This is a genomic window from Cupriavidus sp. D384, assembly GCF_001652915.1.
Taxonomy (GTDB): Bacteria; Pseudomonadota; Gammaproteobacteria; order Burkholderiales; family Burkholderiaceae; genus Cupriavidus.
The window spans coordinates 95,487-110,630 of the sequence record NZ_BBQI01000128.1; the positions used below are offsets into that span (position 1 = coordinate 95,487).

Annotated in this window: 12 protein-coding genes; 1 reads left to right on the top strand and 11 read right to left on the bottom strand. The window is 66.7% G+C overall.

Going from position 1 to position 15,144, the window contains the following annotated elements; translation table 11 throughout:
• Nucleotide 1: 1 nt before the first annotated feature.
• The 3 genes from A9J21_RS28305 to A9J21_RS28315 all read right to left on the bottom strand — a co-directional run bounded on the left by A9J21_RS28305 (nucleotide 2) and on the right by A9J21_RS28315 (nucleotide 3,069).
• Nucleotides 2-862: a PhzF family phenazine biosynthesis protein gene (locus A9J21_RS28305; protein ID WP_066741708.1), complete on the bottom strand. Its 861-nt coding sequence runs from the start codon at nucleotides 860-862 to the stop codon at nucleotides 2-4.
• Complete coding sequence (locus A9J21_RS28310; protein WP_066741711.1) at nucleotides 855-1,838, bottom strand: tripartite tricarboxylate transporter substrate binding protein; 984 nt, start codon at nucleotides 1,836-1,838, stop codon at nucleotides 855-857. Before A9J21_RS28310 ends, A9J21_RS28305 begins: the two co-directional genes overlap by 8 nt.
• Before the next feature lie 178 nt (nucleotides 1,839-2,016).
• Nucleotides 2,017-3,069, bottom strand: a complete 1,053-nt coding sequence (locus A9J21_RS28315) for a porin (RefSeq protein ID WP_066741714.1) — start codon at nucleotides 3,067-3,069, stop codon at nucleotides 2,017-2,019.
• Between the two features lie 604 nt (nucleotides 3,070-3,673).
• Between A9J21_RS28315 and A9J21_RS28320 the strand changes: the two genes are divergently transcribed.
• Nucleotides 3,674-4,915, top strand: coding sequence for a right-handed parallel beta-helix repeat-containing protein (locus A9J21_RS28320; protein ID WP_231907070.1), 1,242 nt, complete (start codon nucleotides 3,674-3,676; stop codon nucleotides 4,913-4,915).
• A 64-nt stretch (nucleotides 4,916-4,979) separates the two neighbouring features.
• On the opposite strand, the gene rfbA is transcribed toward A9J21_RS28320, so the two are convergent.
• From rfbA to A9J21_RS28360, 8 genes are read right to left on the bottom strand one after another with little or no spacing between them, the layout of a single operon-like run.
• Complete coding sequence (rfbA, locus tag A9J21_RS28325) at nucleotides 4,980-5,867, bottom strand: glucose-1-phosphate thymidylyltransferase RfbA (RefSeq protein WP_066741720.1); 888 nt, start codon at nucleotides 5,865-5,867, stop codon at nucleotides 4,980-4,982.
• Nucleotides 5,864-7,168: an oligosaccharide flippase family protein gene (locus A9J21_RS28330; protein WP_082926664.1), complete on the bottom strand. Its 1,305-nt coding sequence runs from the start codon at nucleotides 7,166-7,168 to the stop codon at nucleotides 5,864-5,866. The genes rfbA and A9J21_RS28330 overlap by 4 nt, the downstream gene beginning before the upstream one ends.
• A gap of 18 nt (nucleotides 7,169-7,186) precedes the next feature.
• Nucleotides 7,187-8,488, bottom strand: coding sequence for an oligosaccharide repeat unit polymerase (locus A9J21_RS28335; RefSeq protein WP_197497585.1), 1,302 nt, complete (start codon nucleotides 8,486-8,488; stop codon nucleotides 7,187-7,189).
• Between the two features lie 8 nt (nucleotides 8,489-8,496).
• Nucleotides 8,497-9,750 (bottom strand): glycosyltransferase family 4 protein, encoded by a 1,254-nt coding sequence (locus A9J21_RS28340; protein ID WP_066741723.1) that lies wholly within the window; start codon nucleotides 9,748-9,750, stop codon nucleotides 8,497-8,499.
• Nucleotides 9,732-10,841, bottom strand: a complete 1,110-nt coding sequence (locus A9J21_RS28345; protein ID WP_066741726.1) for a glycosyltransferase family 1 protein — start codon at nucleotides 10,839-10,841, stop codon at nucleotides 9,732-9,734. Before A9J21_RS28345 ends, A9J21_RS28340 begins: the two co-directional genes overlap by 19 nt.
• An 11-nt stretch (nucleotides 10,842-10,852) precedes the next feature.
• Complete coding sequence (locus A9J21_RS28350; protein WP_066741729.1) at nucleotides 10,853-11,884, bottom strand: glycosyltransferase family A protein; 1,032 nt, start codon at nucleotides 11,882-11,884, stop codon at nucleotides 10,853-10,855.
• 24 nt (nucleotides 11,885-11,908) lie between these two features.
• The gene (locus A9J21_RS28355; protein WP_066741731.1) at nucleotides 11,909-12,922 is read right to left on the bottom strand and encodes a glycosyltransferase; all 1,014 of its coding nucleotides are present in this window, start codon (nucleotides 12,920-12,922) and stop codon (nucleotides 11,909-11,911) included.
• A 14-nt stretch (nucleotides 12,923-12,936) separates the two neighbouring features.
• Nucleotides 12,937-15,138, bottom strand: a complete 2,202-nt coding sequence (locus A9J21_RS28360; RefSeq protein WP_066741734.1) for a polysaccharide biosynthesis tyrosine autokinase — start codon at nucleotides 15,136-15,138, stop codon at nucleotides 12,937-12,939.
• Nucleotides 15,139-15,144: the final 6 nt, after the last annotated feature.

The window sequence follows — 15,144 nt, forward strand, 5'->3', positions numbered from 1 at the left end:
GTCATTGCCCACCCCAGGCCGTCTCGCCACTGAGCCAGCAACCGCCCGCCGCGCCCTGGTCGTCGAAGCGCGGCGCAACCAGGATTTCAGACGGGCTGCCCATGGCATCGCCCTGCCAGACTGCGATGGACGCCTGGGAGCCGCCGCCCAGGTATCCGGCACCCGCCAGGTAACCCCACAGTGCGGCCGCGGCGATGCCGGTGGCGGCATCCTCCGGATAGCCCGACGACTTGGGAAACTGCCGCGCATGCACGATACGCCGGCCATCCGCTTTCGTGGCGCCCAGCGCGTATGGGTACAGCCCCGTGGAACCGATCGACTCGCACAATGCCTGCATGGTGGAGAAATCGGGCTGCAGGTCATCGAGCATTGCCACCGACGGCAGTGCCACCAGCGTTTTTACGCGGCTGGTGGCGGCGTTGGTCATCGTCCATGCGCCTGCCGGCAAGCGCAGCTGCGCCGCCACGCGGGCACTGGCCTGCGCGTCGAGCCGCTGCGTGCGCACCGCCGGCTGCGAGATCCACGCGCGTTGCAGGGTATCGTCCCAGCGGGCATGCACCACACCGCTCATCGTTTCGATGCTTGCGGTCGGGGTCGTCCATTGCCCCCATTGCCGCAGCGCCCACAGCGTGCCGACAGTGGCGTGGCCGCACATTTCCATCTCGTGCTGCGGGACGAAGAAGCGGATGCGCCAGTCGCAGCCGATGGTGCTGGGCAGCACGAAGGCGGACTCATGGCCGTGCTTCGCGGCAACCGCCTGCATGTCGGCGGCATCCATGCCCTGTGCATCGGCAACCAGCGGCACCGGGTTTCCGCCCCGGCCATCACGCACGAACACGTGGATCAGATTCACTTCACTCACCCGTGGCTCCTACCGATCGTGCAATCGCTCCCCAATAGGGAATGTCCTTCTGCACCGCGGCCTGCAGCGCGGCGGGCGTGCCTGGCCGGGCCGTGACGCCCTTGGCGGCAAGATCCTCCGCCACGGCCTTGTCACCCAGCACCTTGTTCAGTGCGGCATTGAAGCGCTCCACCACGGGCGCCGGCGTGCCCTTGGGGAAGGCAATGCCGTACCACAGCTGCTGCTCGAAGCCCGGCACGCCCTGGCTGGCGAAGGTCGGCACATCGGCCAGCAGCGGCGTGGGCGCCGTGGTGGCAATGGCGGTGATCTTGTGCGCCTTGATGTACGGCGCCAGGCCCACCGGGTTGTCGAACATGATCTGCACCTGGCCGCCGATCAGGTCAGTGTAGGCCGGGGATGCGCCGCGATACGGCACGTGTACCAGCGGCACGCCGGCCAGTTTCTGGAACTGCTCGCCCATCAGGTGCGATACGGTGCCAACGCCCACCGAGCCGAAGCTGAGCTGCGTCTTGTCGGCCTTGAGCCGGGCCAGCAACGCCTTGACATTGGTCGACTGCAACTGGTTGTTGACGGCCAGCACGTACGGCGAGGTGCCGATGAATCCGGCATAGCTGAAATCCTTGGCCGGGTGGTAAGCCAGCTTGGGATAGATCGCCACGCTGACCGCGTGCGTGCTGGTGGTGACCACACCGGCGGTGTAGCCGTCGGCCGGGGCGCGTGCCACGAAAGCCGAGCCCAAAGTGCCGCCCGCCCCGCTGCGGTTGTCGATCACCACCGGCTGGCCCAGTTCGCGCTGCAGCAGGGGCTGGATCGACCGCACCACCAGGTCGGTGCCGCCGCCAGCCGGGAACGGGACGACGATCACAACGGGCCTGGCCGGCCAGGTCTCGGCATGCACGGCCCCGAAACAGAGTCCGGCCGCAATGGCCAGCAGGGCGCGGCACGCGGCACGCGATGGATGGGACAGGATTGACACGGGATTCCTCCTTGTGGACGTGCAAGGAGTCTAGGCACGCGGCGCGCGGGATTCGAACCGGAATGCGACGCGCGCCGATCCGAAATACGTCCGCCGATCGTGCCGCCCTCCGGGGCCTGCACGCAAAAAAGGGCACCCTTCCGGATGCCCCTTCTTCGTCAGCACATGCAGCGCGCGATCAGAACTTGTGGCGAATGCCCATCAGCACGCCGGTCTGGTTCTTGCCAGCCACCGTGGTACCGAAGCCGCCGGTGCCCAGGTCCGAACCGTCCTTGTTGCGGGTGTAGGCCAGGTTCAGGTACACATCGGTACGCTTCGAGAACGAATAGTCGGCCGAGACGATAAACAGCCACGGATCGGCGCCCGAGTTGCGGAAGTCCTGGTAGTACGCCGCGCCGGTGAGCGACCATGCCGCGGTGATATCCCACTGCGCGCCAGCCCAGTACAGGTTGGTGGTCTGCGACGCCGGCTGCGTCATGAAGCGGGCGTAGCGGTAGCCCAGGTACGACTTGACCGAGCCAAACTGGTACGTGCCCGACACCGCGGCCTTGCGCGTCTTGTCCTGGTCGGTAGCAACGGTGTTGCCATTCACCTCGTCGTAGACCACGGCGATTGCCAGCGGGCCGCTTTCATAGGCCAGGCTGCCGCCAAACTCGCGGCCGACCTTGTAGTTGCCCGGCACTTCGCCGTTGACGCCGGACGTGCCGTCCGCACCCGCGCTGTACATCAGCTTGGCGCTGACCGGGCCGAACTTGCCGGCGTACTTGATCGAGTTGTCGGCGCGCGACTGGAAGGCGCCGTCCTGCGCGCCAATCGAGTAGCGCGTCGAGATGCCCATCGGGTCGAACTGCACGCCGAAGTCATACATCGCCGTCGTATGACGGCCGAGCGTCAGCGTGCCATAGGCGTTGCTCAGGCCGATCCATGCCTGCCGGCCGAACAGCCGGTTGTTCTGGGTGCTCTTGCCATCGTCGACCGAGAAGCCGCTTTCCAGCGCAAACACCGCACGCAGGCCGCCGCCAAGATCTTCGGCGCCGCGCAGGCCCCAGCGCGACCCCGACAGGTTGCCCGACTGCATGCGGACCACGGAGTTGTTACCGGCGCCCAGATGGTTTGCGTATTCCACGCCAACGTCCGCCACACCGTACAGCGTTACCGAAGTCTGCGCGAACGCGCCCCCGGCGGTCAGGCCTGCAACGGCGGCCGCCATCCATACTGCTTTCTTCTTCATGACTCTGAGGTCTCCCCTCTCGTTGGAAAATCTTCGTCGGCCTGGCGATGCCGGCCTGTGTCCTCCCTGCGCTGCCGCCACCCCATGTCCGCGGCCATGCCACCCTCGTATGCAACTCGATGCATATCGAAGTGGCTTCATATGTATTAATACCGAAACAATACCTCATGTAGTGACGTATGTATCACCAATTCAGGGTTATCCCCGATAAACTGGCAGCAAGACGCCGGCCGGCTGAACCGCCGGATGCGCAACAAGTCGCGGGCCGCACCGCACCGGCAGGCGCGCATCATCGCCGCATGAGCGGGTGAGGTTCCGCCAATCCCGCTCCGCCCAACCCGATTCCGCCAACCTATCGCGCTTTTCGGACAACATGCCATCGGGCGGCCTGTGCACCACCTGCGCGCCGCAACCGGCCGCTATCCTGCAAATGAACCCCGGGCGCAACGCGCCACGGACACGCAATAGATAGCACCAGGTAGCAATGGGTAGCAGCGATGAAACACTCTTGCGAAGCGGTCACTGGTCCAGTTGCAGTCGTGCCGGGTGGCCGCGAATGAAGCCCGGCAGACACCCCGCGCCCCCCATACTGCGCCGGCTGGGCATGGCCGCCGCAATGCTTGCCGCAGTGCTTGCCGCGATGGCGGGCGTGACTGCCCTGCTGGCGTATTGGCCGCATGTGCCCGCGCCCGTATCGCCGGCGACTGGCGCGCCCGCCGATGTGGTCGTGCAGCCCGGCCCGGGCGGCGTCGACCAGGCCGATGCCCTGCAGGCCGCACTCGATAATCTGCAACCGGGACAGCGGCTCGTGCTCGCCCCCGGCAGCTATCTGGTCGGCCGCGTGCTGGCGGTGCGCCGCGAGCAGGTCGCGGTATCGGGCTACGACGCCACGCTGGTCGCGTCCAATCCGGATCAGCAGGCCATCCGGATCACCGGGGCAAATTCAACGCTGGTGGGCGTGACGCTCAAGGGCACAGGCACGCAGCGGCTCGAATCCGCCACGTCGGCCAAGGTAATCGTCGACGGTACGGGCATCCAGGTGCTGGATGTGACCATCGAAGGCGGCGCCAGCGCGGGCATCTTTGTGTCGCGCGGCATTGGCATCGCCCTGGTTGGCGACAGGATCAGCGGCACGCTGGCCGATGGCATCCACATCACGGGCGGCTCGCAGGACGTGCTGGTTCAGAATTCGTCCGTGACCGCCACCGGCGACGACATGGTGGGCATCGTCAGCTACCAGCGCGACAACGCGCAGACCCGGAACATCTATGTCACAAGCAACTACCTGGCTGGCAATGCCTGGGGACGCGGCGTGGCCGTCGTCGGAGGTGCCGATGTCACCGTCGCCGGCAACTGGATCGAGGGCGTGCAGAAGGCGGCCGCCGTGATGGTCGCGCAGGAAGACGGCTATCGCACCGCCGATGCCACCAATGTGCTGATCGCCAGCAACACGATCGCCGATGACCAGAACGCCACGGAGCCCGGCAACAACCGCATGGCAACGGGGCATGCAGCCATCGACATCAATACCGGCAGCGGCAGCGTGACGCGCGTGCAGGTAACCGGCAACCAGGTTACGCGCACGCGCTTCGACGGCTATCGCGCGCAGGGCAATATCTGCCAGGCCGACATCAGCAACAACCGCTTTGCGGCCATCGGCGGCGCGGCCATCGCGCTGCAGTATCGCAATTGCACGGCGGACCAGTTCACCTGCGGCACCAATACGCTCGATGGCGCACTCCTGCCGCGACCGTCAGGATGCTCCGGCGCGGGATCGATCCAGGCCGCCGGCGCGGACGCGAGCCGCCTCCCTCAAGTGCGGACTTATCTGCGGCGCGCGCAGTAATACCGGCCAGGCCCCTGCGGGCCTGGCAACGCACGCCGTTGCGGCACGGGCTGCCCATGCCGGCTCACCTGACGCGTGGCGATTCCGCCAGCAGCCGCTGCAGGTACTTGCCGTAATGGCTCTTGCCCAGCGGCGCGGCCAGCCGTGCCACCTGTTCCTCGTCGATCCAGCGACGCCGGTAGGCAATTTCCTCGGGACACGCCACCATCAGGCCCTGCCGCTTCTGCAGCGTCGCCACCATCTGCGCGGCATCGATCAGCGAATCGTGCGTGCCGGTATCGAACCACGCGAAGCCGCGTCCCATGATGTCGACGGCCAGCTTGCCCGCATCCAGGTAGCGGGCGTTGACCTCGGTGATCTCCAGTTCGCCACGTGCCGACGGGCGGATATCGGCGGCAATATCGCAAACACGGTTGTCATAGAAGTAAAGCCCCGTCACCGCATAGTTCGATCGCGGCTGCGCCGGCTTTTCCTCGATCGACAGCGCCCGAAAGTCTTCATCGAATTCCACCACGCCGTAGCGCTCGGGATCGTGCACGTGATACGCGAACACGGTGGCGCCGTCCTCGCGACGGCTGGAGCGGGCCAGCATGCGGGCCAGGTCATGCCCGTAGTAGATGTTGTCGCCCAGGATCAGCGCCGAAGGATCGCGCCCCACAAAATCACGGCCGATGATGAACGCCTGCGCCAGGCCATCCGGCGACGGCTGTTCCGCATACTGCAGGTTCAGCCCCCACTGCCGGCCATCGCCAAGCAAGGCGGCAAAGCGCGGGGTGTCCTGCGGCGTGGAGATGACCAGCACGTCGCGGATGCCGGCCACCATCAGCGTGGAGAGCGGGTAGTAGATCATCGGCTTGTCATAGACCGGCAGCAGCTGCTTGGAGACGCAGTGCGTGACCGGATAGAGCCGCGTGCCGGAACCTCCGGCGAGAATGATGCCTTTGCGCGTCATGCCTGCATCTCCTTGGCAGTGGGGGATTCCTGGGCAACCGGTGTAGGGGTGGGCGCCGGAGCCAGGGCGCCGGCCGTGATCTCGCGCCGGTAGCAAACATAGAAGGCGATGGCGCCAGCGGCCTCGGTGATCAGCACCGATATCACCGTGCCCCTGGCGCCCATATGCATCACGAACGGCACCGCGTAGATCAGGTGCATGACCGTCACCGCAGCATAGATATTCCGCACGGCGCGGTGCCGGCCCGACGCCATCAGGCCGAGATTGCCGAAGATGAAGGCCACGCTGGTCAGCGGCAGCAGCACGCCTTCCAGCCGCAGCAGCAGGATGGTGTCGTGGAACGGCTCGCCCAGCCACATGCGGATGCCGACGCCGGCAAACAGCTCCACCGCCACGAACATCGTGCCCGAACAGGCAAAGACAACCACCATCGCGCGCCGCATCAGCGCACGGGCCGCTGGCGGGTCGGTGACGTTGTATTGGCTGATGCGCGGATAGAACGCCGTGCCGATGACCGTAAAGATCGTCTGCCCGGCAATGCGGATCTTGTCGGCCATCGAGAACTGCCCCACCGCTACCGGACCGTGGAAATAGTTCAGCAGGATCGCGTTGAAGTTCACGTAGAAGCTGACCAGCACCAGCGACAGGAACATCGGGAAGCCTTCGCGCAGCGATGCCATGGCCGCTGCCGCCGGCACCCTGACCAGCGCGGCCAGTCGCCTGCGCCACACGCCCCAAAGCGCCGCGACGGCCAGGATCAGCGTGCCGACGCTGATGCCCAGCGCAGCCAGCGCGGCGTCGCCGGGCGATCGCACCCATGCCACCACGCAGGCCAGACTGATGGCCTTGGACGCGAAGTTCGGCAATACCAGCACCTTCATCCGTTCCAGGCCCTGGTAGAGCCAGATCGGCGTCACGGCGTTCGCCACCACGCCCACAAACGCCGCGGCCAGGATGGCCCTGTGTTCGCGCAGGTCCGGCGCCCACCACAACGCGCCAGCCAGCAGTAACGCCGCCCCCAGCGTGAGCAGCAGCTTGGCCGCCATCGTCGCCGAAAACACCGCCGCGACAGCGGCCGGATCATCGCGCCTGAGCGATACCAGCCGTGTGGCCGACAGATTGTGGCCGTAGTCGGTCAGCAGGATCAGGTACTGCGCCAGCGCCTGGCAGTAGGCCAGCACCCCGAACTCGCGCACGCCGAGCTTGTGGCCGAGGAAAGGCAACAGCACCAGGGGAAACAGATAGTTGCCGCCCTGGATCAGCAGCAGATAGGTGGCGGTGGAGCGTATGGATGGCGGCATCGGGCGTGAGCCTTGGGTTCAGCGTGGACCGGCGACCGGCAGGTTCGGGCGGCCGTACAGCGAGCGCGCGCCCGCAGGCGCCGTGCTGGCGGCCGGCCGCCCCAGGCACCGGAACACCAGCCACAGCAGCGCCAGCGGCACGAAGTTGCGGCCGCTGAACAGGTTCGGCACACGCAGGATCTCCATCAGCGACACCAGCAGCACGGCATGGGCACAGCACCAGAATCCGTTGCCGCCGCGCCATCCCGCGTAGCTGCGGCCCAGCAGCCATCCCATCAGCGCGGCTTCCAGCAGCGCGAACCCGCCCCACTCGTAGAAATGCACGAAGATGCCCGACGGGTTGTTGAACTCCGGATCGCCGAAGGTGTTGAGAAACATGCTGTACCCATCGTCCGCGCCGACCAGCGGGCGGAAGCTCTCGCCGATGATCGGAAACCGGATCAGCCAGTCGAACGTGAACGTCGGCGCCCCGGTGCCCCATCCCATGATCGTCAGCAGGCCCGCACCGTTGTTGATGGCCGTCGAGTAGTACAGGCCCAGCCGTTCCAGCGCGAAATCGAAGATGTTGTCGTAGATGTTGACGTAGTACGTTTCCCACGACCGGTTGTATTCGTTCGCGATAAAGAAGCCGATCAGCGGCGGGACGGCGGCAAACGGCCCGAGTGCCAGCAGCGCCGCGCGCAGCGACCCGCGCGGTGGCCGCAGGCGGAAGCGCGCCATCATCAGGGCCCAGGGCAACACCACTTCCACCAGCGCCAGCCGCTCCGCAAAAATGAAACTGCGCAACAACGTCAGCACGAACAGCACGCCCAGGTAGGCGTGGTAACGGGTCAGGCCGCGCGGCGGGGTGCGGAAGATGACGAAGTACAGGGGCACATAGGCCACCGACGCCTGGGTCAGCGTACTGATGCCCACCACGCGCCCTTTCAGCTCAAGCACGTCATAGGTACTGGCGGACCCGTTCAAATAGGAAAGCAGCACCGCCGGCCGGGCGATCACGCCGCCCATCATCACCACGTAGCCGATGCAGGCCAGCCAGAACAGCGCATCGAGCACCAGCGGAGACAGCGCCACCGGTGCGTCGGCGTCGCGCGGGGCCAGCACACGCTCCCCCGTCGCACCGGCTGCAATCGCAAGCAGGAACAGCGCACCGGCCATCGCATAGGTGCCGTTGAAGTAGATATGGTCGATGGCCTTCTGGTCACCCAGCAGCTCCAGCGAAACGAGCCCGTACAGCGGCAGGATGAAGCACAGGAGCAAACGCGCGGGATCGTCCCACCAGTAGCCGTCGTACGCGTTACGGACGCCGGGCATCGTCATCGGCGCGCTCAGTTCGATGCCACCACCAGCGGTTCGGCCACCGGCAGGCCCGGTGCCGAAGGTGCCGAAGCTACCGCAGGCGGCGCGGCAAACGCATCCCGCGTCATGGCCGCATGCACCAGTGCCCGGAACTCCCGCCGGAACCGCTCTGGCGAGAACTGCAGCGCATTGCGGCGGCACGCCGCCGGCTGGAATGGTCCGCTTTCCTCGAACCGGCAAACCGCGCGAACGATATCCTCGACGGTCTGGCGCGGAAAGAACACGCCAGTGCGCAGATCGCGGTCACGGCTGTCGATGACCGTCTCGCGGGCCCCGCCCTGCCCCAGCGCAATCACCGGTGTACCGCAGGCCTGGGCCTCCACGGCGACGATCCCGAAATCCTCCTCCGCCGCAAACACGAAGGCCCTGGCGCGCTGCATGTGCGCCACCAGCACCTCGGCAGGCTGGTACCCCAGGATACGCACATTAGGGGTCGCCATCTCGCGGATGCGGTCCAGGTCCGGGCCGTCGCCAATCACCACCAGCTGCTTGTCGGGCATTGCCGCGAATGCCTCCACGATCAGGCTCACCCGCTTGTAGGGCACCAGCCGCGATGCCGTCAGGAAGAAGTCCTCGCGCTGCTCGCAGAGGCTGAACTGGTCGATATCGACGGGCGGATAGACCACGGCCGAATCGCGCCCGTAGACCTTGCGGATGCGCCGCGCCACATAGGCGGAATTGGCGACGAACACGTCCACGCCATGCGCGGTGCGATGGTCCCACATCCGCATGTAGTGCAGGATCACGCGCGCCAGCCAGCTTTTCAGGCCGCGCGTCAGCTTCGACTCGTTCAGGTACTGATGCTGCAGGTCCCATGCATAGCGGATCGGGGAATGGACGTAGCTGACATGCAACTGCCCGGGCCCGGTGATCACCCCCTTGGCAACCGCGTGGCTCGACGAGATCACGAGGTCGTAGGCCGACAGGTCCAGTTGCTCGACGGCCAGTGGCATCAGCGGCAGGTATGACCGGAACGACTTGCGCGCGCGGGGCAGCTTCTGGATGAAGGTGGTCGTCGCATGCTTGCCCTGCAGCGCGCCACGCTGTGCGTCGGGAAAGAAATCGACCACGCTGAACAGGTCGGCCTGGGGCCATATCTTCAGGATCTGTTCAAGTACCCGCTCGGAACCGGCATATGTGGCAAGCCATTCGTGGACGACGGCGACCTTGCCGAAGGCGGCGTCATCGGTGTCGTGCCGGGGGTTCATCGTTGTGGAAGGCATGGAGATATCTCGCCAAGTAGCCGCGCGGCGGTGTCGCGCCAGGAATACCGTTGCACATGGGCGTAGCCGCGCTGCCGCATTGCGTCGCGCAACGTGCCGTCCTGCATCACATGCGTAAGCAGCTCGCCGAACTCGGCCGGGCTGGTCGGCCGGAAATAGAGCGCGGCGGTGCCACACGCCTCGCGCACCGAAGGCAGGTTCGACGCCAGCACCGGACAGCCCAGCGTCATGGCCTCCACGGGCGGCAGGCCGTAGCCTTCATACAGCGAAGGGAAGACAAAACAGGCGGCATCGCGGAACAGTGCCTTCAGGTCGGCATCGTCGACATAGCCAAGCCGCGTGACCGGCGCCGCATCCTCGTTGTTCAGCGGGCGGAACACGCTTGCCGATCCGCCAACGATCACCACGTCGTAGTCGGCCCCATGCAGCATGCCCACGGCCTCCACCACCAGCCGGAAGTTCTTGTGATAGCTGGCGCTGCTGACCGCCAGCACATAGGGCCGATCCGACAGCCCGAACTTGCGCCGTATACCGGTCACCTCCGGCAGGCGCAGCATATGGTCGCCACTGAGGGGCAGCACCCCGATCTTCCGGCCCGGGATGCGATAGGCGTCCGCAATTTCCCGGCGCGAGAACTCCGATACGGTCAGCACCCTGCGTGCCACACGCCCGACCCACGGCGCCATGACCCGATACCACGAGCGGAACGCGCGCGAATACGCCTGCGGCACGCGCACCGGCGCCGCGTCGTGCATCACTGTCACTTGGTTCCGATACAGCAACGGCGCCGCGTTGCACAGGTTCAGCAACAGCGCCCCACGCGCCGCCAGTGGCAGGCTGACCTGCTCCCAAAGCTGGCCGCTACGGCGCCCGATGGCATGCCCCGCCGTACGCACGCGCAGGTGGGGGAACGCGTCCGGATCGACTTCCACGCCTGGCGGCACCAGCAGTTCGAACGACAGACCGGCCGTGGTGCGGTCGTTGTCGGCCACCAGCCGGTCGATGGCGCGCACTACCTCGTGTGCAAAGCGGTCGACACCGGTGGCGCGCCGCCCCAGGAACCGCCCATTGATCGCAATGGTCTCTGGCATCGCGTGCGCTCCTAGTGGCCGGCCCGCGCAAGCGGGTTGGCGATGTACCGCACCACACGGTTGCTGAACGACGCCACTGGCAACAGGCAAAGCGTGGTCAGGCATCCCACCGCCACCTTCTTGCGCAGGCTCCAGAATGGGTTGGCGACGATGGTGTGGAAATACCGCCCCGATTCATGCTGGAACCAGTGCCACCGGCGCGCCAGTGTGGCGCCGTACATGTGCTGCGCGAAGCGGGCCTTCTCCACGGAAAAATCGAGCACGACCGGCGACAGGTCGATGCCGAGCCGATCCCTGGCAAGCTCGCGCAGGATCTGCCAGCGCCGTGCCGACTGCCGGGCGCCGGCCATCGCGTCCTCGGCATTGGCGAGCGACAGGCCGCTGGCCTGCGCGTCGCCGCGCGTGTGCCGATGCACCCGGTAGCCACCCAGGGCCACCTCGACCGCGCCGACGTCGCCCAGCAGCGCCACGCCGTAGATGGCGTAGAAATCCGCGCCATGCATGTTGTCGGCCCCCACCGGCACCGGAAAGATGCGGCGCAGCGCATCCACACGATACGCATTGCCCGAGCCGGGTGGCGACGGATACAGCCATCCGGCACGCAGCATCTGCCCGCAACCGTCGGCGCGAATCGACTGCGGCACCTGGACGCCGGTGGCCGCACCATCGGCCGTCATGACATCGAGCCGGTACTGCACCTTGACCGGGTCGCCCTTGGCGAATTCCGCCAGCACCGTGGCAGCGGCTTCGGGATACAGCGTGTCGTCGGCATCCAGAAAGAGCACGTACGGCGTGCGGACACGTTCGAGCGCATGGTTATATGCGGCTACCTGCCCGCCGTTCTGCTGGAACACCGCTTCCACGCGGACGCCATAGCCCTCGATGATCGCGCGGGAGCCATCGGTGGAGCCGTCGTCGATCACCATGACATGCACGGGTGTGAACTGTCCCAGCGCCGAATCGATGGCGCCCGCCACATACTGCGCATAGTTGTAGTTGGCAATCACGACGGTGAGCGCGGGCGATGCGGTGGGGTCCGGCATGGTGGCCTCCGAGACGAGTGGACGCTACAGCGAGTAGTCGGCGTGGAAGCCCAGCCGGCTGGCCTCGCCGTCGGCAATCGCGCGCTCCAGCAGCCGCAGCCGGGCGCCGGCGTTGCGGCGTTTGCCATACAGGCGCAGCAGCCGCAGGAACACGAAGCGGTTGAGCCGGTACATCAGCCCGGACGTGGACCAGTGGTTGCGATCGAACCAGGCCTGGTTGCGGCTGCTGTAGTAGGCGCGGAAATCGGAACCGCTCAGCAGCATGCATTCGAAGTGATTCTTCCAGTTGCGCTTGACGTTCCAGGAGCCTTCCAGGTCTTCGAGCCGCGCGGCCGTTACCAGTGCGATACATCCGCCACGCGCCGTCAGCCGCCATGTGTACTCGGTATCGTCGGCGTACAGCACCAGCTCGGGCTCCGGCAGCCCCAGGTCCACGTACATCTCGCGATGACCCAGCAGGCCGCCGTACGGCGCGAACGGCAGATGCACCACATCGGGAATCGCGTCGGGCCGCGGCCTTCCCCACGGCGTACGCCGCCAGATCTTGTACGGGATGCGCCCCACGTGAAAGCCGAAGTAGCTCGACCTCGGCGGCATCGCCAGGCCCACCGGCACGCCCGCAGCGATGTCGCCCTGGTGATCCGGACGGAACCCGAGCACCGCCGCGCGGCGGCGGCCCTGCTTGCGCGTGAGCAGGTCCAGTTGATGGCAGAGCACGTCGAGCGCGCCCTCGCATGGCGCGTTGTCGTCGTCCATCAGCCATATGTAGTCGGTGGTATCGCGTTCCAGCGCGCGGGCAATGCCCACCGCATAGCCGTTGGCCGACCCCGTATTGGCGGCCAGCCGAACGATGGTGAGGCGCCTGCCCCAGGCAGCCTCCAGCGGTGACAGATCGGCGGTGGCATTGTTGCTGACGACGATGGCGTGCGACACGCCTTCGCGCTCGAAACTGCGCCGCAGCAGCTCGGCACAGTAGTGCAGGCGGTCGCCGTAGGTGACGGTCACCAGCGTGATGCGCTTGTGGTGCAGGTGCGCCATGTCGGTTCTCCGTGTCAGGCTGGCGTGCCAGGATGGCCTTCGGCGGCGCCGTAGGCGTAGCTGTAGCGATGCAATGCGCCGGTGAAGTCGTTGAAGATCACGCCGCGCACCGCGACACTGGCCTGGGCCAGCCGCCGCGTGCTTTCATCGATCTGCTCGACCGTGGTCACCCGGTGGCGCGCCACCATGAACACCGTGCCGGCAAGGCGTCCAAGGACCAGCGCATCGGCAACCGGCAGCAGCGGCGGGCCGTCGAGCACCACCATGTCGTATTGCGCGGCCACCCGCTGGACCAGCGCCGACAGCGCGGGCTGCAGCAGCAGTTCACTGGGGCCGGCGGTGAGCGCGCCAGTCGACAGGAAGTCCAGTCCGTGCGCCACATCACGCCGGATCGCGTCACCGGCTTCGCAGGTGCCGGCCAGCACCTCCGCCAGGCCGGGGCCGCGATCCACCCGGAAGCGCTTGTGCAGCACGCCATTACGCAGGTCGGCATCGATCAGCAGCACGCGCCGGCTCGACGCACCGGCCAGCGTCGCCAGGTTCGCCGCCACGAACGACTTGCCCACGCCGGCAGTGGGCCCCGTGATCAGCACCACGCGGTTGGGCGCATCGCTGAGCGCAAAATGCAGCGTCGTCCGCACCGCGCGCAGGCTTTCGATGGCCGCATCGGGCAGTTGCGCGTGGCCGCCGCGCAGGTGGGTCCGCGCCGTGCCCAGCGGCCCGGTCAGGCGGCTGCGCGGCACCGTCGCGTAGACGGGAATGCCCGTGGCAATCTCGATCTCCTCGCGATCCTGCACCGTGCCCACGATACGGCGGCGCGCCATCGCCAGCACGATGCCCGCCAGCAGTCCCGTCAGCAGTGACCCCGCCACAGCCACGCCGCGCCGGGGCTTGATCGGTGTCTCGGGCGGGGTGGCCGGATCGATAAGCCGCACGTTTGCCACCTTGCCGGCCCGTACCAGCGTCAGCTGCTGGCGCGCGTTCAGCCGGTTCGTGTACAGCTCCGTATCCACCTGCATGTCGCGCTGCAGTTGCAGCACCTTCTGCTCGATCAGCGGCAACTGGCGCGTCCGTCCCTGCACGACGGACAACGCGGCCTGTGCCTCGCGCAACTGGCCGTCGATGGCCAGCAATGCCGGGTGCTTCTCGGTGTACTGCGTCAACAGTTCCTCGCGCTTCTGGCGCAGATCCACGAGCCGCGTCTCGGCCTCCACACTTTGCTGCAGCAGCGCCCGGGCCTCCTGGCTGGTATCAACGGTACCCTGCTGGGCGCGAAAGGCGTTGTAGCGGCTTTCGGATTCCCCCAGCTGCTTCTTCAGTTGCGGCAACTGCTCGTCCAGGAAACGGATCGACTTGTCCGCTTCCTCTGACCGGCGGCGCACGTTCTGGTCGACATACTCCCGGCCGATCTCGTTGAGGATGCGCGACGCCTGCGCCGGATCGACACTGTCCAGCGATACGCCGATGATGTTCGACTGCTTGCCGCGTTCACCAATCGCCAGTGTTTTTTGCAGCCATTCGGTGGTGGCGGTCTCGGAGTAGCGCTTCAGCGTGAAGCTGGCGCCAGGCTGCCCGTCCGCCGTGCGTACCAGCAGCGCCAGCGGCCCGCGCGGCGTATCGGCGCGCAGCAGCATGCCGACGCGGCCCTGCAGCGACACCACCGGGGCGCCGAACGTTGACGACAACTCCAGGGTGAGGGCGCCGTGCTCGCCCAGCGTGAGCGTGAATGGCTGGCCCTGATAGGCCGCGGGCACGTCGAAGGTGGTGACGTCGATACGTTCCTTGCCGTAGACGTGGCCGCCAATCGGACGCGAATAGCCTTCGGCGCGCTCGGCCAGCCACCAGCCGATCACGGGCAGGTAGCGCGGCGTGACGTCGAGATGAAGCCGGAGCGCTTCCACCGCACGCGATACCACCATGCGCGAACTGAGGACCTGGATCTCGGACGTGGTGTCCGGCTTGATCTCGGGCGTGAGCTTTGGGTCCCCTGACGTGGAACGGTTCTCGATGGTGCTCGGCTCCACCTGGATCAGCATGTCCGAGCGGTAGACCGGGCGCGTGAACACGGCATAGGCAATGCCGGCCAGCAGACAGGCCGAAGTCGTGCACACGATCAGCCAGCGGCTAGCCGCCAGCGTCGTCAGCGGGTTCATGGCACGCACCGCCGGGCGGGACGCAGGCTCATATGCCGGATTTGCCAGGTACGAGGTGTTCATGACCGA